Below are 24,261 nucleotides of genomic sequence, written 5' to 3'. Positions count from 1 at the left end.
TTCAGCCGCGACCACGATAGCCGGGCACATCCTGCGCCGGAATCCACACGCCTTTTGGCGGCTCGCCCGTCTGCCAGAATACATCAATCGGGATGCCGCCGCGCGGATACCAGTAAGCCCCGATCCGCAGCCATTGCGGGTCGAGCAGCGCCACCAGACGCTCTGCAATAGCGATGGAGCAGTCTTCATGGAAGGCGCCGTGATTGCGGAAGCTGGTCAGGAAGAGCTTGAGGGACTTGCTTTCGACGATCCATTCGCCGGGGATGTAGTCGATAACGATATGCGCGAAGTCCGGCTGTCCGGTTACCGGGCAGAGCGAAGTGAATTCCGGGGCCGTGAAGCGCACCACATACTGCCGTCCCTGATGCGGAGAGGGGACGCGTTCGAGAACGGCTTCTTCGGGACTCTGCGGCGTTGTGGTGGCGCGGCCGAGCTGGCTGAGAGCGTCGGTGCCGGGGGCGGAGGGGCCGGTAGGGTGATGGTCTGTCTGGTGGTTGGACATGGGGCTGAATTCCTCGAAGGGATCTTGGTTTTGTGAGATGTGGCCCAGCTTTCCCGCAGGCTCAAGACATCTTCAGGACGAAAAGACAGTGACAGAGTTTGCATATTGGCGGGATTCGGTGCAGAAGACGGCGCAAATCCTCTCTTCGATGCCTCCCGTCTGGAAGACCACATGGAACTCCGTAATATCGCCATCATCGCGCACGTCGATCATGGCAAAACCACGCTGGTTGACGCGCTTCTCAAACAGTCCGGCTCTTTCCGCGACAATCAGCATGTTGCTGATCGTGCGATGGACAGCAACGACCTCGAACGCGAGCGTGGCATCACCATTCTCGCCAAGTGCACGTCCGTTGTGTGGAAAGAAACCCGCATCAACATCATTGATACCCCGGGTCACGCCGATTTCGGTGGTGAGGTCGAGCGTATCCTGAGCATGGTGGATGGCGCGATCATCCTCGTTGATGCCGCTGAAGGCGCGCTGCCGCAGACCAAGTTCGTGCTTGGCAAGGCACTGGCCCGTGGCATCCGTCCGATCGTCGTCGTCAACAAGATCGACCGTTCCGATGCCCGTCCGGACGAAGTGCACGAAGAGATCTTCGATCTGTTCGCGTCCCTCGGCGCCGACGAGCACCAGCTCGACTTCCCGATGCTCTACGCTTCGGGCCGTCAGGGTTGGGCCGATCTGGAGCTGGACGGACCGAAGAAGGATCTCGGCCCCCTGTTCGACCTCGTCCTGCGTCATGTGCCGCAGCCGAACGTGGACAAGGACGCGCCCTTCGGAATGGTTGCGACCATCCTTGAGAGCGACAACTTCCTGGGTCGTATTCTGACGGGTCGTATCGATCAGGGCCGCGCGAAGGTGAACATGCCGGTTCGCGTGCTCCGTCCGGATGGCACGATTGTCGAAACCGGCCGTCTGACGAAGCTGCTGTCCTTCCGTGGCCTCGATCGCGTGCCTGTGGATGAAGCCGAAGCCGGTGACATTGTCGCCGTTGCCGGTTTGTCCGATGCGACGATTCCTGACACCATCGCTGATCCGTCCATCAACGAGCCGCTGCCGTCCCGTCCGGTTGATCCGCCGACACTGTCCATGACGTTCCGCATCAACGATGGCCCGCTGGGTGGTCGTGAAGGCAAGAAGGTGACGTCGCGCCAGATCCGTGACCGTCTCTTCAAGGAAACCGAAGGCAACGTGGCCATCAAGGTGACGGAAAGCCCGGAAAGCGAAGCTTTCGAAGTTGCTGGTCGTGGCGAACTTCAGCTTGGCGTTCTGATCGAGACGATGCGTCGTGAAGGCTTCGAGCTGACGATCGGCCGTCCGCGCGTTCTGTTCCGTGAAAACGAAGAGACCGGCGAGCGCGAAGAGCCGTTCGAAGAAGTTCTGGTGGACGTGGACGAGCCGTATTCAGGCGTTGTCGTCGAGAAGATGTCGCTCCGTAAGGGCGTCATGCAGGACATGCGTCCGTCCGGTGGTGGAAAGGTCCGTCTGACGTTCCTGATCCCGTCGCGCGGCCTGATCGGCTATCATGGCGAGTTCCTGACCGACACGCGCGGTACGGGCCTCATGAACCGTCTGTTCCACGGGTATCTGCCGTATGTCGGCACGATCGAAGGCCGTCGTAACGGCTCGCTGATCTCGTCCGAAGACGGTCAGACGACGCAGTACGCGCTCTTCGCACTGCAGGATCGTGGCACGATGTTCGTCGATGCTGGCGAGAAGATCTACACAGGCATGATCCTGGGTGAGCATTCCCGCGAGAACGACCTCGACATCAATGCGGTCCGCGAAAAGAAGCTGACCAACATGCGTGCCTCCGGCAAGGACGAAGCTCTGCTTCTGACGCCGCCGCGCCGCATGAGCCTCGAGCAGGCCATCGCTTACATTGAAGACGATGAGCTGGTCGAAGTGACGCCGTCTGCCATTCGCATCCGGAAGCTGCATCTGGACCCGAATGAGCGCAAGCGCGCCACGAAGTCCCGCTCACACTAAGCTGTCCTCCTTAGGGTGGATTTCAAGGAAAGGCGTGTTCCCGGTCAGCCGGGAACACGCCTTTTTTTATGGTCGATAATGGACTTTGTCTGAATTGAGGCGTGTTCGGGCGTTGCACGCGTAAGAGACTGAAATTTCATAAAGTTAATGCGCGACCGTACGAAGCGGGAATGATAACGTCATGGACGAGACCACTTCAGACCGTCTGAATGTGATCGGTCTTTATTTTGTTATGGAGCCTCGTTTCCAGATGCGTCTTTTCAATCTGTCCCTGATCGCCGCCGTTTCTGCTCTGGCTCTGACGGCCGCTCCGGCATTCGCCGATCCCGCCACGACGGCGGCTCCTGCTGCGCCTGCCGCTGAAGCTCCTGCTGCTCCGGCTCCCACAGCCGCAGCCCCGGCCGTTCCTGCTGAAGTCGCTCCGGCTGCCGAAGCTGAGCCGTCCACGAAGAAGCACCACGGCAAGAAGCACCACCACAAGCACAAGCACCACAAGAAGACGTCCGCTGCGACGGATGCCGCGCCGACTGAAGACGCTGCACCGTCCAACTGAGGCGTCTCCGCCGGTTCTTCTGAAGGGCCGCGGCAAGTAAAAAGGGGGTCTGCTTATGGCAGACCCCCTTTTTTGTGTCTTGTAGCGTCCGTAAACCATGAGGGCTTACGGACGGAGTGTATCAATAGCGGTCGAGCGAAAGGTCGAGCGAGGGAATGGCCGTCTGGCGACCGGAGATCTGGTCCGCGATAATCTGACCGGAGCCTGCGGTCATCGTCCAGCCCAGCGTGCCGTGTCCGGTATTGAGCCACAGGTTGCCGTAGCGCGGGGAGGGGCCAACGATCGGCGTGCCGTCTGGCGTGCAGGGACGCAAGCCGGTCCAGTATTTCGCGGAAGAGAGATCCCCGCCGCCATACATTTCACTGAAGGACAGTTCCAGCGTCTCGCGACGATCCGGGCTGAGACGCAGGTTGAAGCCATTCAGCTCCGCCGTGCCGCCGATGCGGATGCGGTCGCCAAGGCGTGTGATGGCAACCTTGTAGGTCTCGTCATTGACGGTCGAAACGGGTGCGCGGCTTTCATCCGTGATCGGCATGGTCAGGGAGTAGCCCTTGACCGGATAGATCGGCAGACGCAGTTCAAGCGGCTTGAGGAAGCGTGGGGAGTAGCTGCCGAGTGCCAAAACGTAGCGGTCCGCCGTCATGCGCCCGGCGCTGGTGCGGATGCTGACGATGGCGTCGCTGGCGGCTTCCAGAGCCTCGATCGTGACACCGAGATGGAACTTCACGCCTTTTTCTTCAGCCATTTTGGCCAGACGACGCGTGAAGAGATGGGCATCGCCTGTCTGGTCGCCGGGGAGCAGCAGACCAGCCTTGAGGAGGTGGCGCGCATGGGCGAGACCGGGTTCGCGGGCAAGGATCTCGTCTACGGTCAGCAGCTTGTGTTCGACGCCGCTTTCCGCCAGCAAACGCATGTCCTCGGCGGCGTATTCGACCTGACTGTCCGTGCGGAAAAGTTGGATCAGGCCCTTCTGGGCGCCGTCATAGGTGATGCCGGTCTCGGCGCGCAGGGCGTCGAGACGGTCGCGGGCATATTCCGCAATCCGCAGCATCCGGCCCTTGTTGATGTCATAGGCCTTTTCCGTGCAGTTCATGAGCAGTTCACCCATGAAGCGGAACATGGCCGTATCGAAGCGCGGGCGCACGACGAGCGGGCTGTGCTTTTCGAACATCCATTTTGCGGCCTTGAGCGGCAGGCCCGGCATGGCCCAGGGGGTCGAATAGCCGGGAGAAACCTGTCCTGCATTCGCGAAAGACGTCTCCAGACCCACACCCGGCTGGCGGTCGATCACTTCGACTTCATGGCCTTCCTGAGCGAGATACCAGGCCGTTGTAACGCCGATCACTCCGGCGCCCATGACGATGACTTTCATATCTGTCCTGCTGTGTTGTCGTCTGTAGAACCGCCCTGAACTGACCGCGATCGGCTCAGTGCCACGAGAAACTGCTGTCCTGCGCCGTTAGCCCGGAACGCCCTTGCTGGTCGAATATTCGAAATGCAGGGCCGTGTCGGGATGAACGATGGCATGGATGGCATGAGCTGCCATGGCGCCTTCGGAGAAGCCCTGAAGGATCAGCTTCAGCTTGCCCGGATAGGTCGCCACGTCCCCGATCGCGAAAATGCCCGGCGTGCTGCTCTCCAGCGTGGCCGGGGTGACGGGGACGGTGTTGCGATGCGTGTCCAGCCCCCAGAGCGCAATCGGCCCCAGATCGGTGGACAGGCCGTAGAACGGCAGAAGCGCATCGGCTTCGATATGCCGCGATGCGCCTTCAAGTGTCGTGACTTCCACGGTGGAAAGAACGCCCTCCGTGCCATGCAGGGCATGGAGCTGATAGGGCACGACCTTCTCGATCTTCCCCGCCTCAATCTGCTGTTCGATGCGCGAGAGCGTTTCAGGCGCGCCACGGAAACGGTCCCGGCGATGCAGCAGATAGATTTTCTCGGCGACATCGGAGAGGGACAGCGCCCAGTCCAGCGCGGAATCGCCGCCGCCCGCGACCACGACGCGCTTGCCGGTGAAATCTGCGCGTTTCTTGACGTAATACTGCACCGCCCCCGTGCGTTCAAAGGCTTCGAGCCCGTCGAGCGGTGGGCGGTTCGGGCCGAACGCACCGGCACCGGCGGCGATGATGACGGCCTTGGCGCGGATGATGTCGCCGCGCGCGGTTTTCAGCGTGAAATCCCCGCGATGGCCTTCCAACGTTTCGACCCGCGAACCCAGCAGGCGGGGCACGTCGAACGGGGCGATCTGCTGTTCGAGGGCCTCGATCAGCGCGCCGCCTTCGATGGCGGGATGGGCCGGAATGTCGTAGATCGGTTTTTCCGGATAGAGCGCCGCACATTGTCCGCCGACACTGTCGAGGGCGTCGATCAGGACGCAGGACAGTTTGAGCATGCCACATTCGAACGCGGCGAAGAGGGCGGTCGGACCGGCGCCGACAATTGCGACATCGGTGTTGAGGGTGTGGGGTGCAGTCGTCATGATCTGTTTCATAATCGGTTTGAAGGGCTTGGGGTAGGGCATTGAACGTACGATATACGTTTGTAATTCAGGACCTGAAGGGCCTCGGCGGGACGGAACGTTCGGCCTGTGCTGTCATGAACGGGCTGGTGCGTCAGGGCTGCGACGTGCGGCTGGTGGAACTGGTCGGCGCAAGCGCTCCGGCCTTTCCCCTGTCGCCTGACATTCCCCTGACCGCGCTGTTCGACCAGCCGGTAAAGATTTTCAATTCGTGGTTCCGGATCGTCTGGCGTTTGTCGCGTTTCCTGAAACGGGAGAAGATCGACACGCTGGTGGTCGTGGAGTCCACCCATGCGCTCTATGGCGTGGCGGCCGCGAAGCTGGCGGGTGTGCGCTGCGTGGTGTGGGAGCATTTTAATTTCAACGTAACGCTTGGTCGTCGCAAACGTGTCTGGGGACGGCGGATCGCCGCGCGCTGGGCCGATGATGTGGTTGTCCTGACGCAGCGGGACACGGTGTTGTGGCGCGAGGGGACGACGGTCCGTGCCCGGCTGACCGCCATTCCGAACATGGCGCCTCCTGTGACGGAGCGCCTCTATCCATCAGAGTCCCGGCTGGTGCTGGCGGCGGGACGTCTGACGGAGCAGAAGGGCTATGACCTGCTGCTGCGGGCCTGGCGGATCGTGGAGCAGGACCCGGCGAGCATGGGCTGGGATCTTCTGATCCGGGGGGATGGGCCGGATCGTGATGCCCTGCTGCAACAGGCGGAAGGATTGCATCGCGTGACGATTGCGCCAGCTATCGGAGGCATCGACGCCGATTATGCCCGCGCTGCCCTGTTCGTGGCCTCTTCGCGTTATGAAGGGTTGCCGATGGTCCTGCTTGAGGCCCTGTCGGCGGGGGTGCCGGTCGTGGCGTTCGATTGTGAGACGGGGCCTGCGGAGATCGTGCGCGACGGCGAGACCGGGTTGCTGGTCCCGCCGGAAGAGCCGGAAGCTTTGGCCGTTGCCCTGCTGGAGCTGATGCGCGCACCCGAACGGCGTCAGGCCATGTCGGAGGCGGCCCGGCTGCGGGCCGCGGCGTTTCAGGAAGGTCCCGTCATGGCACGCTGGATGGAGCTTCTCCAGAACGGCAGTCGCTGATCGGCTCCCGAACACTCTTGCTGGCACAGGGGCGTCGGGTCCACATTGGCACCATGCAGATACGCCTTGATGACCAGCTTGCGACCGAAACTCTGGCGGCCCTGATTGCCGACCGTTGTGGCACCGGAGACTGCTTTGCCCTTTCAGGCGGTCTGGGGGCCGGGAAAAGCACGTTCTCCCGCGCCTTCCTGAGGCATCTGGCGCAGGACCCGCTGATGGAAGTGCCGAGCCCTAGTTTCGCGCTTGTCCAGCCATACGAGACGCCGAAGGGAATGGTCCATCATTATGATCTGTGGCGTCTGGACGGGCCGGATGCGTTGCATGAACTGGCATGGGACGAGGCGTGCGAAGGGATCATGCTGGTCGAATGGCCGGAGCGGGCGGAAGACCTGCTGCCGGAAGGTGCGTTGCATCTCACATTTTTTCCCGGAGAGACCGAAGACTCCCGCCTTGTTGAACTGACAGGCTGGTCCGAGGATCGTCTGAGGGGACTGAAGCCATGAGTGGTGTCGTCACTATTGCGGGCACGGAGCCGTTTCTGGATCGTGTGGCGCAGGAATGGCTGGAGCGTGATCCGGCTGCCGGAACAGATGGTCCGGGCCTGATCCTCGTTCCCAGCCGCCGCGCGGGCCGTGCGCTGATGGAAGCCTTCCTGCGGGTTCTGGACACGCAGGCGGCACTTCTGCCGCGCATCGTCGCCATCAATGACGTGGATGAAGACGCGCTGGCTTCCATCGGGATCGACGTCATGTTGCCCCTGGCGGTGGAGCCGCAGCGGCGTCTGGCCGTGCTGTCGATGCTGATCCTTCAGACGCCGCTCGTGAGTGTCGGTGTGGACAGCACCAAGGGGATCGACCGGGCTTGGCCGCTCGCCAAGGCACTGGCGGACCTGATGGACGAGGCCGAACGCAGCGGTGTCGATCTGGCTGAACGCCTGCCGGACGCGGTGGAGGAGCGCTTTTCCGATCACTGGCAGCAGACGTTGAAATTTCTGGAGATCGTCACGGCCGTCTGGCCGAAATGGCTGGAAGAAGAGGGACTGTGCAACCCGGTGGCCCGGCAGATCGCACGGCTGAAGGCGCAGGCCCGTGCCTGGGAAGAAAAGCCGCCGCTCACGCCCGTCTGGGGCGTGGGATTTGCGGACGGGTCTGCGGCGGTATCGGACGTGCTGGCCGTAGTAGCGCGGCTTCCTGCCGGGCTTGTGATCCTGCCGGGCGTGGATCTGGGCATGGCGGACGAGATCTGGGCTGCTTTGCCGCCGTCGCATCCGCAGGCCGGTCTGAAGGAAATCCTGGCGGATCTGGGGCTGGCCCGGGAAGAGCTGACGGATTGGGATGGCGGACGTGATCGCGGGCGTGAGTTGATGCTGCGCGAAGTGCTGCTGCCAGAACAGGGCATTGCTCATTGGGGGCAGGACAGCCGCCCGCGCGATATCGACAGGCTGTCCATCCTTCCCGCGCAGGACCAGCAGCAGGAGGCACAGGCCATTGCGCTGATCCTGCGCGATGTCGTGTCCGAAGCCGGAAAAACCTGCGCCCTCGTCACGCCGGACCGGGCGCTGGCGCAGCGTGTGGGGACCGAGCTTCTGCGTTTCGGCATCCATGCTGATGACAGTGCGGGCGAGTCCCTGTCCCAGACTCCGGCCGCCGTGTTCCTGCGTCTGATCGCGACGGCTGCCGAAGCGCAGCTTTTTCCCGTCGCGCTGCTGTCCGTTCTGAAACATCCGCTCGCCGCTCTGGGCCGCACGCCGGGCGACTGTCACGCTTCCGCCCGGCGGCTGGAACGGCTCCTGTTGCGTGGACCTGCCCCTGCGCCCGGTATCGCCGGACTGAAAGCCGCGCTGCACGATTATACGCAGAAGAAACATACGCCCGACCACGGCGCCAGCGCGGATGTCCCGGACGAGCCGGAAGGCCCTGCCGCCTTCATCGCGCGGATCGAGCGGGCCTTTGATCCGCTTTTGTCTATTGAGGGCGCCATTCCGCTGCCGGAACTGCTCGAACGCCTGATCCACACGGCGGAGGCTCTGGCGGCCACGGCGGAAGAACTGGACGCTCCGGAGGAGGAGCCACGTCATCCGGGCGCGCGTTTGTGGCTTGGTGAGGATGGTGAGGCGCTGTCGCGGCATTTGGCGGCGCTGATCGTCAATACGGGCATTCTGCCGTCGCAGCGTCTGACGCATCTGGATTCGTTTCTCAACACGTCCATGGCCGGGCAGATGCTGACGGGCCTGCGCGCGCATCGCGGCGGTGTGGAACTAGCGCATCCGCGCGTCTCGATCCTCGGTGTGTTGGAAGCGCGGCTTCTGGCGTTCGATGTCGTGGTACTGGGCGGACTGAACGAGGGCGTCTGGCCGCCCGCGACCGATCCGGGACCGTGGCTGAGCCGTCCGATGCGCGTGCGGGTTGGTCTGCCTTCGCCGGAGCGGCAGACGGGTGTGAGCGCGCATGATTTCGTCTCGACCATTCTGGCGTCGAAGGAAGCCGTGTTCGCCAGTTCGGCCCGGCGTGAGGGTGCGCCCGGTGTGCCGGCGCGCTGGATGGTGCGGATGGATGCGTTTCTCGGCGGCCGGTCGCAGAGCCTGCCGGTGCATCCCGCCTTGGACTGGCAGCGCTGTCTGGATCAGCCGCTGGCAGGTGCCGAAGCGGTTGCGCCGCCCGAACCTCGTCCGCCCGTCGCCCTGCGTCCGCGTGGTCTCAGCATTACCGAGATCGAGACATGGATGCAGGATCCGTACGCGATCTATGCCAAGCATGTCCTGAAACTCCGGGCGCTCAAACCGCTGGAGGAAGGCGCGGAACATGCCGATTTCGGCATGATCGTGCATGAGGCGATGGAGCGCGTTCTGCGGGACTTCCCCGAGCGTTGGCCCGCCAATGCGAGCATTATTCTGCGGCGGGTTTTTGCCGAGGAGCTGGCGAAGGCCAATATGCGTCCGGCTCTTGTGAACTGGTGGGGCCCGCGTCTGGCCCGGATTGCGGATTGGGTGGCGGAAAAGGAAGCCGCTTACCGTCTGGACGTGGAAGACAGTGGTCCGTCGCAGGGGCGGTTTGTGGAAGTGACGGCGTCTTTTCGTCTTGAAGCCGCTTTCGCGCCATTCGAGCTTCGAGGTCGGGCGGACCGGATCGATATCGGGCCCGATGGTCTGGCGACGGTCTTCGATTACAAAACCGGCCAGCCGCCAAGCGGCAAAAATGTCTCGGAAGGCTGGTCTGTCCAGCTTGTGCTCGAAGGTGCGCTGCTGGCGAAGGGCGCGTTCAGGGATGTTCCGGCTGTGGATACGAAGAAACTGCTCTACTGGCATCTGACCGGCGGCGACGAGCCGGGTAAGGAGAGCGAAGTGCCGGGTTCACGCTCCCACACGGATGCGCCGACCCTGATTGCCGGGGCGATGGAAAAGCTTCGGACCCTCGTAGACGAATACGATAACCCCGATCAGCCCTACCGTTCCCAGCCCTGGGCCGGACATGTTCCGCGCTATACCGACTACGCGCAGCTTGCCCGGGTGGACGAGTGGCGCGCGGCCTATGCGGAAGGAGAGGGCGAATGAACGACATGCCTCCCATCTCCCGCCCCATTACTCGGGATGAAGTCATTGCCGCCGCCGACCGCACACAGCGTCAGGCGTCTGATCCGCGCGCTTCGGTGTTTGTCTCGGCTTCGGCGGGTTCGGGCAAGACCAAGCTGCTGATCGACCGTCTGCTGCGGCTGATGCTACCGCTCTATGTGCAGACCGACGACGGCGAGACGGTTCTGGCAGGTGGCGCGCATCCTTCGCGCATTCTGTGTCTGACCTACACCAAGGCTGCCGCCGCCGAGATGGCCAATCGCCTTCAGCAGAAGCTGGGAAGCTGGGTCTCGCTGCCGGATGCGACGCTGGGCGCGGAACTCGAAAGTCTTGACGTTCCGAACACGGACGAGACCCGGGCCCGGGCGCGCGCCCTGTTCCTGTGCGTGCTGGATCTGCCGGGTGGGCTGCGGATCGAGACGATCCATGCGTTCTGTCAGTCGCTCTTGCGGCGTTTTCCGCTGGAGGCGTCGGTCGATCCGCATTTCACGCTGATGGAAGAGACGGATACGACGCTGGCCCTGCGCGAGGCGATGGAAGATGGTTTGGCCCGTGCGCCGGAGCTTGCGGCCAATGTGGCCGGAACGGTAGGGCTGGACGATTTCTTCAAGCGCATCCGCACACTGAACATGGAGGAAAGTCGCGCCCGGCCGCTGCTGGAGCGCTGGGGGATTTTGCCGGACAGTGTGGTCAGCGCCTATCGCAAGGCTCTGAAAGCGGGGCAGGAGGGCATTGAGGATCTTGAAAACCTCGCCTGTCGTCCGCCGAAGGAAGACGATCTGCGGGCCGGTCTGCGCGATGCGCTTGGGAGCGCGACGGTGTCCGGTCGCGTTTTCATTGAACAGATGTTGGCATGGCTTGGGACGGAACCAGCCGAGCGCTTGCTGACACTGTGGACGCAATGCCTGCTGACGAAAGATGGTGGCCCGCGCAAGGTGAACGGCATCGTCGGCAAGGCCTCACAGGCCGCTGTCCCGTGGATTGCAGCGCTTCTGGAAGATGAGGCGCAGCGCCTTCTTGATCTTCAGACGCGCCTCAAAAGCCTGCGTCTGGTGCTTCTGAACCGTGCCCTTCTCGGTCTGGCCGCGCCGATGCTGACGTCGTTTCAGGAGGGCAAGTCCGCCCGTGGTCTGGTGGATTACAATGATCTCATTCAGGAAACCCGCAACCTTCTGCGCGATCCGGGTGCGGCCTGGGTGCTCTACAAACTCGATGGCGGCATCGACCATCTGTTGCTGGACGAGGTGCAGGACAATTCCGGCCTGCAATGGGAAATCGCCGGTGCGCTGACCTCCGAGTTCTTTGCGGGCGAGGGGGCGTGGGAGATGGGGCCGCGTCCGCGCACGATCTTTGCGGTTGGCGATTACAAACAGTCGATTTACGGGTTTCAGGGCGCCCAGCCCGAAGAATTCCATCGCTGGCGGACCGAGTTTGCGGACCGGGTTCGCAATGCCGGACTGCTGTGGCGCGATCCGGAACTGAACGTGTCTTTCCGCTCGGTCCCGCCTGTCCTGTCGTTCGTGGACGCGGTGTTTTCCCAGCCTCTGGCGGCGCATGGCCTGTTGCAGGAAGGCGAAAAGACGCTTCGCCCGCATGTTTCGGCGCGTCCGGGGCAGGGGGGACGGGTGGAACTCTGGCCGCTCGTTCCCGTCGTTCAGGGCGAGGACGATGACGAGGGTTTGACGCCCTGGCGCGCGCCTTCTGCCAATACCGGGCAGCGCAGCGCACCGCAGCGTCTTGCCGAAGCCCTTGCAGAATGGATTGACCAGCAGATCGGACGTCCGCCGCAGTCGGGGCAAGAGCCTCTGACGGCAGGGGACGTGCTGATCCTCGTGCCCCGACGCTCGCCATTCCTGCGCTCGCTCATCCGGGCTCTGAAATCGCGCAATGTGCCTGTAGCGACGCTGGTCCGGGTCGGACTGACGCAGCAGGTCGCCGTCCGTGATCTCATGACGCTCTGTGCGGCCTTGCTTCTGCCGCAGGATGACCTGACGCTCGCGTCCGTTCTCACATCCCCGCTCGGCGGGCTGACGGACGACTCGCTGATGGCGCTCGCCACCCGAAATGGCACGGCCCATGCCCTCGGCCCGAAAGGTCAGCCGCTCTGGACCGTTCTGCGCGAACGGCATCGGGAGCGCGAGGACTGGCGGGCGGCGTGGGAAATGCTGTCCACGCTTTATGCGCGCGTCGATTATGCCTCTCCTTATCGTCTGTTGGCGGAAACGCTGGGCCAGCATGGTGGCCGCACGCGGCTGCTGCGCCGTCTGGGGCCGGAAGCGGCTGAACCGGTGGACGAACTGCTGACGGCGGCCCTGCGTTATGAAGGCCTGCATCCGCCGTCGCTTCAGGGCTTCCTGCACTGGCTCGAAGCCAGCGAGATCACCAGCAAGCGCGAAGCCGAGAGCGATCTGGGTGCCGTCCGGGTCATGACCGTGCATGGCTCCAAGGGGCTTCAGGCGCGTCTGGTCGTCATGCCGGATACGCTGTCCAAGCCGCCACCCGGCAGCGATTTTCTGTGGGAAGAGGCAGGAGCGTTCGAACTTCCGCTCTGGGTCCCGAAAAAGGACATGGGCACGGATATCACGGCTACTCTGTCCGAACGGGATGCCGAGAAGGCGCGGGCTGAAAGCAACCGTCTGCTTTACGTCGCACTCACCCGCGCCAGTGACTGGCTGGTGATCTGTGGCGCGGCGGGCAAACGGGAGCCCGTCGAAACAAGCTGGTACCGGCAGTGTGAGGCCGGGTTCCGTCAACTGGCCAATGCCCATTCCGAATCTCTGGATCTCGGCTGGGAAGGCGAACGGCTTGTGCTGGAAGAGGAGCGCACACTCGCGCCCGTCACCTTCCGGGCTGAAGATGCCGAACCGCCCTGCGCGACGCTGCCAGACTGGATGGGGAGCGCTCCGCACTGGAAGCCCTTCATTGCCCCGCGTGAAGATGCCATGACGCGTCCGCTCGCGCCCAGCCGTCCGGATGGGGCAGAGTTTGGCGAACTCCCCGCTGCCCGTTCGCCGCTGGAACTTCTGGCCGGTCGTTCCACACCAGTCCGCGAACAGGCCATGCGCCGCGGTACCATGATCCATCGTCTGCTTCAGCTTCTGCCGGAAACCCCGGTGGCAGAGCGCGAGGCCGTGGCCGTGCGCTGGCTGTCCCGCCGGGCGCTGGGCTTGACGGAACCGGAGATTCTCCGTCTGGCCAGACAGGTCCTAGGCGTTCTCTCCCATCCGGATCTTGCGCCGCTCTTTGCACCCGGCGGTCGTGCCGAACAGCCGATTTCGGGTGTTAGTGACGGGCGCGTGGTGCTCGGACAGGTGGATCGTCTGCGCATCGGCGACGGAGAAATCTGGATCTGCGACTACAAGACGAACCGTAATCCGCAGCTTCGCGCCGATCGGACGCCCGTCGTCTATCTGCGCCAGATGGCGGCTTATCGTGCCGTTCTGGCGCAACTTCATCCGGGCTACGACATTCACTGTTCGTTGGTCTGGACGGAAGGGCCCGCTGTTGTCACACTCCCGGCTCTTCTGCTGGATCAGGCGTTGCAAAGGTCTTGATCCACATCAAAAGCCCCCTTGCAGTGAGGGGCACGGCAGCCGATATCATTTTTCAGAAACTTCATTCGTCACAAGGAACATACCCATGAGCGCAAACACCGTTGCCGTCAGCGACAGCAGCTTCGACGCAGACGTTCTGAAATCTGAAGGACCGGTTCTGGTTGATTTCTGGGCGGAATGGTGCGGCCCGTGCAAGATGATCGCACCGGCGCTTGAAGAAATTGGTGCCGAGTATCAGGGGCGCCTGAAGGTTGCGAAGGTCAACATCGATTCCAACCCCGAAGCCCCGACGAAGTATGGCGTCCGCAGCATCCCGACGCTGATCGTCTTCAAGGATGGCAAACCGGTCGCACAGCAGATGGGTGCTCTGCCCAAGAGCCAGCTCAAGGCGTGGATCGACCAGTCCCTCTGATCGTTTTCCCCCTGAGCGGCCCGGAAAACGGGTGAGGGAAGTACGTGGGGGCGTGGTCACGATCCTGCGCTTTGTGTAGGATCGTGTCATGCGCTCGAAAGCTCCGACCTTCCCGCCCCCCGTTCTCCTGACCTCCAGCGAGGAGGTGGCCCGTATCTGCGAAAAACTGCAGCACGAGCCTTTCGTGACCATCGATACGGAGTTCGTCCGGGAGAAGACCTACTGGCCGGAGCTCTGCCTCGTTCAGCTGGCCGGAACCGAGGACGTCGTCCTGATTGACACGCTCGCTCCCGGAATTGATCTTGCGCCGCTGGGCGACCTTCTGGCCAAGCCGGATTGTATCAAGGTTTTCCATGCCGCCCGGCAGGATCTTGAGATTTTCCTTCATATTTTCGACCGTCTTCCGGTCTCGGTTTTCGACACGCAGGTTGCCGCCATGGTGGCCGGTTTTGGCGATCAGGTCGGGTATGACAGTCTGGTGGGCGCGATTACGGGGCGCAGCATCGACAAGGCGCATCGCTTCAGCGACTGGTCAGCCCGTCCGCTGAGTAACGCCCAGATTGCCTATGCTGCAGCTGATGTGACCCATCTGCGGACTGTCTATGACGCTCTGCGCAAACAACTCGCCGAGCAGGACCGGTTGCACTGGGCCGACTCCGAGCAAGCGGTCCTGACAGAAGAAAAGACGTTCCGCCCCGATCCCCGTCGCCTGTGGGAAAAGCTGAAAGCCCGCACCAGCAACCGCCGGATGCTGGGTATTCTGCGGGAAGTGGCGGCCTGGCGCGAACAGGAAGCGCAGAATTCCGATATTCCCCGGCAGCGTGTCATCCGTGATGAAAGCCTGCTGGAAATCGCAGCCGTTCATCCGGAGACGGTTGAGGCGCTTTCCCGTATCCGTGGCGTGACCCGTGGGTTTGCCGAGGGCAAGATGGGCAAAGGTCTGCTCGATGCTATCTGCACCGCTCAGGAATGCCCGGAATCCGAACTCCCGAAAGCCCCGTCGAAATCCGAACGGGCGCGCCCTTCTGCCGCTCTGGTGGCGCTTTTGCGAGTGCTTCTGGCTGCCAAGTGCGAAGAGCACAAGGTGGCGCCCCGTCTTGTCGCCTCTTCGGAAGATCTTGATCTGATTGCTCTTGGAGAAACCGATGTCGGCGCACTGCGCGGTTGGCGTCGCGAACTCTTCGGTCTGGATGCTCAGGCGCTGGTGCGCGGCGAGATCGCGCTGGCCGTCGTGAATGGTCTTGTGGAGCTTCAGCACGTGGCGGAAACAGTCGCATAAGAACCGCCTTCGACGTGGCGGGGAGTTTCTGGTAAGAAGCCTCCCGAAGATGTTTCGGGTCCGGTGGGCCGGGACTGCAAATCAACAGCATATCGGGCCACGTTAGGCACCGAAGCGGGACAGGGAAACGAACATATGGAGTGGACGGACGAGACGATCGCCAGACTTCGCGATCTGTGGAGTCAGGGACTTTCGACCGCCGAAATCGGCCGCCAGCTCTCCATCACCAAGAATGCCGTTGTCGGTAAAGCCCATCGTCTGGGCCTGCCTCCCCGTCCGTCCCCTATCCGTAATCGTAAGACTACGGACGGTGAAGCAGGAACAACGGAAGCCGCACCCCGTCGCAAAAGTCCCTCAAAGGCAAAGGCTACCGAGACTGCCGGATCGGACCTGTTTGCCGACGGTAAAGACGTGGCTCCGGTAAAGGCCGTGTCAGACGCTGTAGAAAAGATTTCTGAAAAGCCTGCCGCAGTCGTCCGTAAGGCCCCGTCTGTTGCCCCTGAGGCTCCAAAGGCCCCTCAGCCTGCTGCTGCTGCGCGCGCCGTACCTGCGGCTCAGAAGGAGACCGCTGCGCTCCATCGCGAGCCTGCCGCCGTTACGCCTCCTAAACAGGAACCCCGTGTCGCTCCTGTATCGCGTCCGGCCTTGCCACCACGTTTTTCGACAGCCGGAATTGACCGTCCCACCCGGCGTGGCCCCTCCTGCTGCTGGCCGATTGGCGACCCCGGGACTCCGGGTTTTCATTTCTGTGGAGCGACCCCGCTGTCTGGCAAACCGTATTGTGCCGAACATGCCGCGATTGCTTATGTGAAAATACGCGATCGTCGTGACTGATTTCTGAGATGTATAAACGTAAAAAAAGCCGCCCTTTCACAAGAAGGGGCGGCTTTTTTTACGATGAGAATCTGGAAATACGGTTGAAAGTAAAAAAGAGTGGGCGTTCGAAGCCTACATTATGTACAGATTTGTCCATAATGTAGGCTTTTAGCAGGATAGAATCGGTCCTCGTCGAGAAGGAGCCATTCGACCTGATAATGCGGTAGGATCAAAGCGTCATGATTTAACGGAAGACTGGGCATGGTCTTGCGAGACCACATCAATTTTGCGTGGGAGAAGAACCATAACCATCAAGCATAGGTACAGAGCTTAGAGTTCAGATGGCTTCGTGAGCCCATCAGTATATGCTGATGTCCCGGACGGATACTTGATCCATTCTGGCACAGAGAATAACTACGTTATTTTCGATCATTGGCTGTTATACTGGTGCTGCTGGACAGGATTGAACTGTCGACCTCTCCCTTACCAAGGGATCTATGCAGCCATAAAACCATTGTAAAACAGAAACTTAAAATCTCAACAGACCGAATATGCTAGGACTATGTTAGAATTTCAAGCCCTAGAATCGTTATGTGGTAGACACCCCCCACAGGGGTCAAAACCTTTGAGTAATCCACGCAAACGCACACCCTAGTTATTTTTTTGTGCGTAGTGATTTTGAAATTTAAAATAACTTTTTCATGGCACGCACTTCTCTAGCCCTGAGAGGCGCGAGGATGGGCCTGTAGGGCGCTTTAAGTGTGTGGGGTACTTTCCGCATAACTTAACGATTAGGGGCATGTGTGGACTTTAAATTAGCTCAAGGGGATAACCCTCCCTCATTTGCTAAAGCCTCAAAGGAATAAGCGCCCGCCAGAAGAAGTTTTATAGAAGCGAAATCCATATACTGTTTTTGTTGAACCGTCTTTCCAGAAATGAGCACACGCAGAAGCACCCTCACTTAAAACATTTAATTTAAAACAGTATCGGAAATGAATGGAGTATGATAACTTCGTAAGTAAGTCATGACAAACGAGCAAATAAGTAACGCGCACTCATTTCCTTGTTTTCCTTCTTTTTTGATAATAGTACTTATTGCTTTATACTTACATAATTATGAATTTTAGAAAAAGAAGGAAAAGAAGGAAATCAGTGCGTAAATAGGGAAAAACAGGCGAAAAGTGGGAAATGAGAGCGCAAAAATAGGCTCAAGTGGGAAATGGAACTGCTCAATTCAGGAAATATTTCCTTCTTTTTTGGTCTCATTTCCTACTTTTCACGCTCCGCTGGTCCTCATTTCTGGAAAAACAAGGAAATACCGGGAAAAGTGGGAAATTCCTTCCTACTCATTTCCTACTTTTGCGTTCTCATTTCCCACTTTAGGGGTGTCCTCATTTCTCCCATTAAGTTAAAGTATGGCTGATATGCGTATAGAGAATGACTGATTGAATATCCACAAGATAAATAGAAATGAAACATACAGCGAAATTGCAGTTCGCTAAATAAGGATAATCCCTCTTTTAAGACAAGAACGGACTAAACCCGACATGAACTGCAATTTCATGTCGGGTTTTATTTTGTCTTATTTTAAAAAGAAGGATTATAGAGATGACAACAAGAACAACAGGGATTAACTCCCGCTTATACAAACCTTATAACTACAGAAAAGAATTTGGCACAAAGGTCCAGCAATCAGATGAGATCTCATTTGCGATTTTCAAATTTTTAGCTGAACAAACTTACATTGTTGAAAAGACAGGCAGATATGGCTTGGTCAATGTTCAGAATGACAACATGCGAAATGAGTACGCCTCAGCATTCTCATTTCAGGTTGCCTTGGAAAAGCTATTCCTGAACAAACCTATTCCTCAATTTGTTCATGGCCAACAACCCATAATAACAGAACAAAACATCAAAGATTTCATCGCATGGGAATTATCTCCGCGCATTAAAAACGAAATGTGCTTGCCGTTTGTTCCGGATAAAGTTGTTAAATTCAGAAGCAACTACGTTCTCAATTCCTACGTGAATGACTCTCTCACTTATGCGCCTGAAAAATGTGACGATGAATTATTGAAGCGCGGTTTGAGACTTTACGCAAATTCACTTACGAACGTCACCAATGAACTGCCTGATAACTTATTCACCACTCCAACCGATTTATGGAAAGGAACTGAGTTCTATCCGTTCCTGTACATGCTCCACTGGTTTGCTGCGATTTATCAAAATCCGGGCATCAAGCACCACACGACACTAGCTTTGATCGGTCCAGTTGAAGGATGCGGAAAAGGCTCCTTCATGAAGTTCATGCAGCATATAATCGGCACAACTGCCATTGGTGACTTGGACGAAAATCAGGTTGATCCTAATAAGTTCAACAACGAAATTATCGGCAAGCAAGTTCTCATTTTGAATGAGCAGGACACACAAAATCCAAAAATTTTGAGTGCGTTCGTTAAGAAGTACGGAACGGATGAGACCATTCAAATTCGCACTAAGTTTATGAATGACTCAACAGTTATTAACATCGCAAACATAGTCATTACAGGAAATTTGGTAGAAATCCTAAACGGATTCAGTAAGGAATCCAGAAGGCTCTCGTACATATCAACATTTGATCCTGCCAAGCACGACAACCTAACCACACAACAGATTCAGGATATGGTTAGAGACTTCGTGGTTGAGAACGAGCGTGATGATCCCGAACAAAAGTTCGTTCATTCTCTCTGTAAATTACTATCTGAAATCAAATGTGATCACAAAATGATCAATAAGTCACTTGAAACAGAAGAAAAAGAATATGTCGGAGAAAACAAACTCTCCATCACGGAAAGATTTGTCCTCTCAAATTTACCATTCTTCTCTGAATTGGGTGCTGGAAAACAGATTTCATTTATAAAGTTACATAAGAAATTCTGCCCGTGGCAACAGACGTTCGGTTACAAACCGATGGACTTGGCTTTCTTCACTTCTGAAATGCAGAAATTACGCATCAAACACACCACATGGTTCGCACCAAAAGGCAATCAAGGGTTGATTGTTCAACAAGCCCTTCTGGATAAGTACGCACCAGAAGAACAAGAGCAAGAAATCTTCTCATCTGAAGAAACAGACGAGCTGGCTTCAAACGTGATCCATATAGCTAAAAGAGAACGTAACAACTCATTGAAAGGTCTCAGCAAATACGGAGAAAACACAAATGACTAAGATTACACATTACGCATCAACAAAGGAGATTTACGGAAAATCAGAGCATTTTGACACATTCAGTTCTTTCTGTTCATTTCTGACTGAACAAGCTGATCGTGTGTATGAGAACAAGGAGGATAATTCTTTGTTCTCCTTATGCTCATTTCAAGGAAAACGTACGAACGATAACGCGCTTGGTACTGACTTGTTTGGGTTGGATTTTGATTCCGAGAACAACTCAATCGAAAAGACATGTGAAGTTCTGGATGAGATGGGATGTAACTGGTTTCTATATACAACGCACTCACACAAGCCAGAGCATCATAAGTTCAGGGTGATTTTGGAGTTGTCGGAAGAACTTCAATCTCCACAAGAAAACGAGTTACTTTTTAATCATTTCAATCAGATGTTTGTCGAAAAAGATATTGTTCTTGATGAGCAATGCAAGAATATGTCTCGCATATGGTACTTGCCTTGTTCGTCATCCACTCATTTGAAGTGCGTCACTAAGCAATCCATACACAAACAACCATATGAAATCACAGGACCACTTGAGCAAGAACTTCTGAACAAAGAGAAGTGGGACGAATACGAGCGCGCGCAAACGGAAAAGAAGCAAGAACGCCTTGCCAAGAAAGGCAAAAAGGCAAAGGACAACGCGAAAAAGAAAGCGGCTCAGAACTTTCAACGCTCTCATAAAGGCGTCTATTCGTTCTGTCATTTCCTGATGGTTCAAGTCGGATTAGCAGAGCAAGAAGTGCGCGAATTATATGACACAATCCTTTATGTGCCTGGCACTGGAACAAAGATCGGCGAGTTCAGCGAGGCGATAAAGTCCCTACGCCAGAAGGGACTGATATGAACGCGCTTCTGTTTGAGATTCCATACGTACGGAAACAAACCATCCTCACACAAAAATGGCTTGCGAAGCGAGGTTCTAGTGCGTTCACAGGCGCATACGAAACTCTTAACGGGTGGTGTTTTGATAGAAGACCCGGTGCTTACGAAATTAACGAACAAACGGGTGTGTGTGAGAAAAGTACGTTCGAAACTTTATGTGCGCTTAGGCATGGAATGCGAGGGCGTGAGTCGCTTGTCACGCATGTAGGCGGGATAAGTGAGTATCGCTTGGAAGTCATACAGAATGACGTTTTGTGCGATTTTGGTTCCTGTTCATTTCTGCCTGATTCAGAAGTGATCCAGCAAGCAACGGGTTTGTTAGAAGAATTTGATGGGATGGATTTGCGCGAGGAATACGTGCGCCATTACGTCTGTGTGAAACTGGAACTAGAACGCATCTGATTGTCACTTTAGAGCAAGCCCATGTGTGACAAAAATTAGTATATGGATTTCTGTCACTTTGGACTCGCTTTCATAATTTTGTGACATTATGTTCTGTATATCTAAGATTTCAAAGTGACAGAGCATACAATGATTTTCGGATACGCACGCACTTCCACGCATGACCAGCAACACGGCCTTCAGGCTCAGATTGACGAACTGAAAGGGCAGGGATGTGAGCGCGTGTATTCTGAACAGGTGTCAGGAACGGAACGCACAAGACCTGAACTCACCAAACTGCTGGATAACCTCAGACAAGGCGACGTTCTGTATGTGACGAAGCCAGACAGGCTCGCCAGAAACACACAACACCTGCTCGAACTGATTGAACTTCTCGAACACAAGGGATGCTCACTGGTCATCCTGTCTATGGGCGGCACTCAGTTAGACACACGCAACGCAACTTCGAAACTGATGCTGACCATGCTTGGCGCAATCGCTGAGTTTGAACGCGCACTTATGAAAGAAAGACAACGCGAAGGAATTGCCAAAGCGAAGGAACAAGGCAAATATCGCGGAAGAAAGCCAACAGCTATGGCTCAATCACAGGACATTCAAAAGATGAAGTTTGAGGGTGTTTCTGTCACTGACATAGCTAAGAAGCTGAATATCTCCCGCATGTCAGTCTATAGGGCTTTAGATGAAACTTAACATGTTCATATCTTCCATATGTCTACTTTTCGCTTTTCCAATAATTTTTATAGAAATAGCATATGAGATAGCTCCTTGTGTAAAAGGAGGTGATTTAGCAACGTGGTTTAGCGGGTATGTTACTTTGATGGCTGTTGTCGCGGCTATCATTGCGGCAATATGGGCCAAAAATGCGTCTGATATAGCAAATGAAAATAGTACTTTTTTATTTTTGAGAAATTTGGTTGAGAAAGAATCTTCTAAATTTGATGAAGAATTTAAGAGCATTGAAAAAGCGGCCATGGCTTTTCATCAAGCTCTTGCTGCACAATCAGATATGAGAAATTTTCAATTTACGCATGTAATAGGTATGTTTTGGGGTTGTGCTATAGTAAGTTCTAGAAAGATGTCAGAAATATTTTCTGAGGTTATGGAAGATATATCTCATACAAAAATTTCTAATCAATCAAAAGAACAGTTAATATTAAAATTCTTGTACAAAATAGATTCACAAGCTGTTCAGGAAATGATTGTTCATTGTTTGAGTGTGCCTGTATTTGACTATAAACCTAAAGGTTTTATCGGTGATAAGGAAATTTACAGGAACTATTCCAAAATCACCGATGCTATGAAATCTCGCGGAATGTATGAAGATTGGTTTAAGATTGCAGAGAGTTTCAAAGATGCTGAGGATTTTAAACTCTCTTAGGACGTAACATGTCCTTGTACTTCTCATTTGTGTTGTGGTCGTAGTGCGCTTCTAACATTTGCACACTCGTTCCTGTGTTCCTCGCCAAGATGTACGCATCAACGCCATTCTTAAGCTGCTCCGTTATATAGAAGTGCCTCAAGCTGTAAGGCGTTCGCTTAACCCCACGATAATCTCTCACAAGGTCACATGCCTGTAAGGCGCGTGTGAACTGCCCTGTGAAGGATTTGAATGGGGTTTTGTCTTGATGAAGGAACAGCGGATCGTTTTTGTCTGGCGAGAAGGAAGCGAGTTCCTGATAAGTGCGATAAAGCCAAACGATAGCGTCTTTGACTTCTCTATGCGGGATCAGTTCGCGTGATTTCGCCTTTCCATACACTCTCAGATGTACGTCGTGCGCGTATGGCCTTCCCTTGTCGTTGAACTTCAATCCTAGAACGTCACCCCACTTCATGTTCTTCATTTCTGTGGGTCTCATGCCTGTCATGGCGATGATCTGGATGTAGCAACTGAACAGAATGCGATCGTACTTCACAGCAGGATTCAGATTGTCCTCTGTGAATTGCGCGAGGGCGTACTCCCTAAGACGTTTGTATTCCTCACATGAGAAACCCGGACGCGCTGTGTAACCCACCTTGGCAGTTCGGATTTCAGGAATGGTTTTGATGTACTGCGAATCGAAACAGAACTGAAAGAACCCACTCAAGGCAGCACGTTCACGATTCAACGTCGCGGGAGTAGGGCGCACTCGCTTTTTGTCTGTGATGGGGGAAGTGATGGTTTTTCCGTTGCGTTCGTATGTGATGAACGAAACGTCTTTTCCCGGTCCTGAAATCCAGTAGTCAGAACGCCATGAGAGATAGGCATCCACTGTCTTGCTGGAAATGAAGTTAGGATTGTGTGCGCCAAAGAACCCATCGACATATCGGGTGAGGATGGCTGTGTTCTGGAGTGCTACATTTTTAGGCATACGTGTTTGAGCAACACGCGCTTCCATATAGGCAATATAGTCTTGAATGATTCGTGAGATGGATTTCGCACGGACGTTCAGACCGCTCTCAGCTTTCAGGAGGGATTCATAATAGAATCTCTGAGCAAGCTTTTCCGCTTCGTGGCGATCTCTCGTTCCTAAAGATTTTCGGATTTGTCCCTGTCCGGGAATCGAGAAGCGGACGGACCAGTTAGCAGAGCCGGTCTGTTTGAACACATTATATGGTGCGGAAACTACGCTAGAACTATGCTTATCCACGCGCAAAAGCCTTGTTTTCTGCCCCTATGCTAGCACTAAGCTAGTGGGAAGTGAGACTCTTCAAAATCTTAAGTCTCTGAAAAACAAGGAAAAATGGTGCTGCTGGACAGGATTGAACTGTCGACCTCTCCCTTACCAAGGGAGTGCTCTACCACTGAGCTACAGCAGCATACCGTTGCCTTGGCGCGCTTGGTAACGGTTCAGCGCGCCAAGCGCAAGTCCTAATCGTCGCGGTGGACTTTTTCCATCTTTTCATGACGCTCCTGTGCGTCAATGGACAGGGTAGCGATCGGGCGCGCTTCGAGCCGCTTCAAGCCGATCGGTTCTCCCGTTTCCTCGCAGAAGCCGTAGCTCCCATCCTCGATACGTTCGAGCGCCATATTGATCTTGGTGATCAGTTTGCGCGCCCGATCACGGGTCCGAAGTTCGAAAGCCCGATCCGTTTCCACGCTGGCGCGATCAGTGATGTCGGATTCATGGATTCCCCCTTCCGAGAGACTCGCAAGCGTTCCATCGGCCTCTTTCAGAAGATCGACACGCCAGCGCAGAAGTTTCTGCCTGAAGTACTCGACCTGAAGCGGGCTCATGAATTCTTCGTTGTCGGAAGGCTTATAATCCGGCGGCAGCGTAATCATGCGCATCCAATCCTTGGCTGATCCGCCGACGTCCGCTTCCAACAGCCGCAGGCGATAACGCGCGGCTTATAGCTACCCCAGCGGCATCCGCCAACCCCGAACATGCTTTGACGGTCTGTCGGAAAGCGCGGAAATCTGCGTGTCTGTTAGGGGTTTCTTTACTCTGTAAGGCCATCCTCAGCATCTGAGACCCCCAGACCTGTCTTGCAGGCATCAGGATACCCCCCGT

19 protein-coding genes and 2 tRNA genes are annotated in these 24,261 nt (G+C 56.5%); 14 read left to right on the top strand and 7 right to left on the bottom strand.

Annotated features, from left to right (window positions below; translation table 11 throughout):
* Position 1: 1 nt before the first annotated feature.
* Positions 2 to 502 carry a preQ(1) synthase gene (queF, locus tag ABDK74_RS06570; protein ID WP_346003191.1) on the bottom strand — a complete coding sequence of 167 codons (501 nt, stop codon included), beginning with the start codon at positions 500 to 502 and terminating at the stop codon, positions 2 to 4.
* Between the two features lie 171 nt (positions 503 to 673).
* Between queF and typA the strand changes: the two genes are divergently transcribed.
* Together typA and ABDK74_RS06560 are read left to right on the top strand one after the other, a co-directional pair.
* Positions 674 to 2,494, top strand: a complete 1,821-nt coding sequence (gene typA, locus ABDK74_RS06565) for a translational GTPase TypA (protein ID WP_346003190.1) — start codon at positions 674 to 676, stop codon at positions 2,492 to 2,494.
* Positions 2,495 to 2,675: 181 nt separating this feature from the next.
* Positions 2,676 to 3,047, top strand: a complete 372-nt coding sequence (locus ABDK74_RS06560) for a hypothetical protein (protein WP_346003189.1) — start codon at positions 2,676 to 2,678, stop codon at positions 3,045 to 3,047.
* A gap of 121 nt (positions 3,048 to 3,168) precedes the next feature.
* Here the strand turns inward: ABDK74_RS06560 and ABDK74_RS06555 are convergent, their stop codons facing one another.
* Positions 3,169 to 4,419, bottom strand: coding sequence for a D-amino acid dehydrogenase (locus ABDK74_RS06555; RefSeq protein WP_346003188.1), 1,251 nt, complete (start codon positions 4,417 to 4,419; stop codon positions 3,169 to 3,171).
* A gap of 87 nt (positions 4,420 to 4,506) precedes the next feature.
* Positions 4,507 to 5,529, bottom strand: coding sequence for an NAD(P)/FAD-dependent oxidoreductase (locus ABDK74_RS06550; protein ID WP_346003187.1), 1,023 nt, complete (start codon positions 5,527 to 5,529; stop codon positions 4,507 to 4,509).
* Positions 5,530 to 5,570: 41 nt separating this feature from the next.
* Between ABDK74_RS06550 and ABDK74_RS06545 the strand changes: the two genes are divergently transcribed.
* The 7 genes from ABDK74_RS06545 to ABDK74_RS06515 all read left to right on the top strand — a co-directional run bounded on the left by ABDK74_RS06545 (position 5,571) and on the right by ABDK74_RS06515 (position 16,297).
* Positions 5,571 to 6,650, top strand: coding sequence for a glycosyltransferase family 4 protein (locus ABDK74_RS06545; protein ID WP_346003186.1), 1,080 nt, complete (start codon positions 5,571 to 5,573; stop codon positions 6,648 to 6,650).
* Between the two features lie 53 nt (positions 6,651 to 6,703).
* Entirely contained in the window at positions 6,704 to 7,153 is a 450-nt protein-coding gene (gene tsaE / locus ABDK74_RS06540) for a tRNA (adenosine(37)-N6)-threonylcarbamoyltransferase complex ATPase subunit type 1 TsaE (protein ID WP_346003185.1), read from the top strand.
* Positions 7,150 to 10,200 (top strand): double-strand break repair protein AddB, encoded by a 3,051-nt coding sequence (addB, locus tag ABDK74_RS06535; protein ID WP_346003184.1) that lies wholly within the window; start codon positions 7,150 to 7,152, stop codon positions 10,198 to 10,200. The genes tsaE and addB overlap by 4 nt, the downstream gene beginning before the upstream one ends.
* Positions 10,197 to 13,772 carry a double-strand break repair helicase AddA gene (gene addA, locus ABDK74_RS06530; protein WP_346003183.1) on the top strand — a complete coding sequence of 1,192 codons (3,576 nt, stop codon included), beginning with the start codon at positions 10,197 to 10,199 and terminating at the stop codon, positions 13,770 to 13,772. The genes addB and addA overlap by 4 nt, the downstream gene beginning before the upstream one ends.
* 85 nt (positions 13,773 to 13,857) lie before the next feature.
* Entirely contained in the window at positions 13,858 to 14,184 is a 327-nt protein-coding gene (gene trxA / locus ABDK74_RS06525) for a thioredoxin TrxA (protein ID WP_062029874.1), read from the top strand.
* 88 nt (positions 14,185 to 14,272) lie between these two features.
* The gene (gene rnd, locus ABDK74_RS06520) at positions 14,273 to 15,463 is read left to right on the top strand and encodes a ribonuclease D (protein ID WP_346003182.1); all 1,191 of its coding nucleotides are present in this window, start codon (positions 14,273 to 14,275) and stop codon (positions 15,461 to 15,463) included.
* 135 nt (positions 15,464 to 15,598) lie between these two features.
* Positions 15,599 to 16,297: a GcrA family cell cycle regulator gene (locus ABDK74_RS06515; protein WP_346003181.1), complete on the top strand. Its 699-nt coding sequence runs from the start codon at positions 15,599 to 15,601 to the stop codon at positions 16,295 to 16,297.
* Between the two features lie 427 nt (positions 16,298 to 16,724).
* On the opposite strand, the gene ABDK74_RS06510 is transcribed toward ABDK74_RS06515, so the two are convergent.
* A tRNA-Leu gene (locus ABDK74_RS06510) sits at positions 16,725 to 16,808 on the bottom strand.
* A gap of 1,079 nt (positions 16,809 to 17,887) precedes the next feature.
* Here ABDK74_RS06510 and ABDK74_RS06505 point away from each other — a divergent pair.
* The 5 genes from ABDK74_RS06505 to ABDK74_RS06485 all read left to right on the top strand — a co-directional run bounded on the left by ABDK74_RS06505 (position 17,888) and on the right by ABDK74_RS06485 (position 22,148).
* Entirely contained in the window at positions 17,888 to 19,486 is a 1,599-nt protein-coding gene (locus ABDK74_RS06505; RefSeq protein ID WP_346003180.1) for a primase-helicase family protein, read from the top strand.
* Positions 19,479 to 20,330 carry a hypothetical protein gene (locus ABDK74_RS06500; RefSeq protein ID WP_346003179.1) on the top strand — a complete coding sequence of 284 codons (852 nt, stop codon included), beginning with the start codon at positions 19,479 to 19,481 and terminating at the stop codon, positions 20,328 to 20,330. The genes ABDK74_RS06505 and ABDK74_RS06500 overlap by 8 nt, the downstream gene beginning before the upstream one ends.
* Complete coding sequence (locus ABDK74_RS06495) at positions 20,327 to 20,770, top strand: hypothetical protein (RefSeq protein WP_346003178.1); 444 nt, start codon at positions 20,327 to 20,329, stop codon at positions 20,768 to 20,770. The genes ABDK74_RS06500 and ABDK74_RS06495 overlap by 4 nt, the downstream gene beginning before the upstream one ends.
* A gap of 129 nt (positions 20,771 to 20,899) precedes the next feature.
* Positions 20,900 to 21,460 (top strand): recombinase family protein, encoded by a 561-nt coding sequence (locus tag ABDK74_RS06490; protein WP_346003177.1) that lies wholly within the window; start codon positions 20,900 to 20,902, stop codon positions 21,458 to 21,460.
* 1 nt (position 21,461) lies between these two features.
* On the top strand, positions 21,462 to 22,148 hold the full coding sequence (locus ABDK74_RS06485; protein ID WP_346003176.1) for a hypothetical protein: 687 nt from the start codon (positions 21,462 to 21,464) through the stop codon (positions 22,146 to 22,148).
* Here ABDK74_RS06485 and ABDK74_RS06480 read toward each other — a convergent pair.
* The 3 genes from ABDK74_RS06480 to dksA all read right to left on the bottom strand — a co-directional run bounded on the left by ABDK74_RS06480 (position 22,135) and on the right by dksA (position 24,032).
* Positions 22,135 to 23,355: a site-specific integrase gene (locus ABDK74_RS06480; RefSeq protein ID WP_346003175.1), complete on the bottom strand. Its 1,221-nt coding sequence runs from the start codon at positions 23,353 to 23,355 to the stop codon at positions 22,135 to 22,137. The genes ABDK74_RS06485 and ABDK74_RS06480 overlap by 14 nt on opposite strands.
* 136 nt (positions 23,356 to 23,491) lie before the next feature.
* Positions 23,492 to 23,566: transfer RNA gene (locus tag ABDK74_RS06475), tRNA-Thr, on the bottom strand.
* Positions 23,567 to 23,618: 52 nt separating this feature from the next.
* Complete coding sequence (dksA, locus tag ABDK74_RS06470) at positions 23,619 to 24,032, bottom strand: RNA polymerase-binding protein DksA (protein WP_346003174.1); 414 nt, start codon at positions 24,030 to 24,032, stop codon at positions 23,619 to 23,621.
* Positions 24,033 to 24,261: the final 229 nt, after the last annotated feature.

The organism is Gluconobacter sp. OJB (assembly GCF_039638275.1).
Lineage (GTDB): Bacteria > Pseudomonadota > Alphaproteobacteria > Acetobacterales > Acetobacteraceae > Gluconobacter > Gluconobacter cerevisiae.
This window is presented reverse-complemented; position numbering and strand designations above follow the sequence as displayed.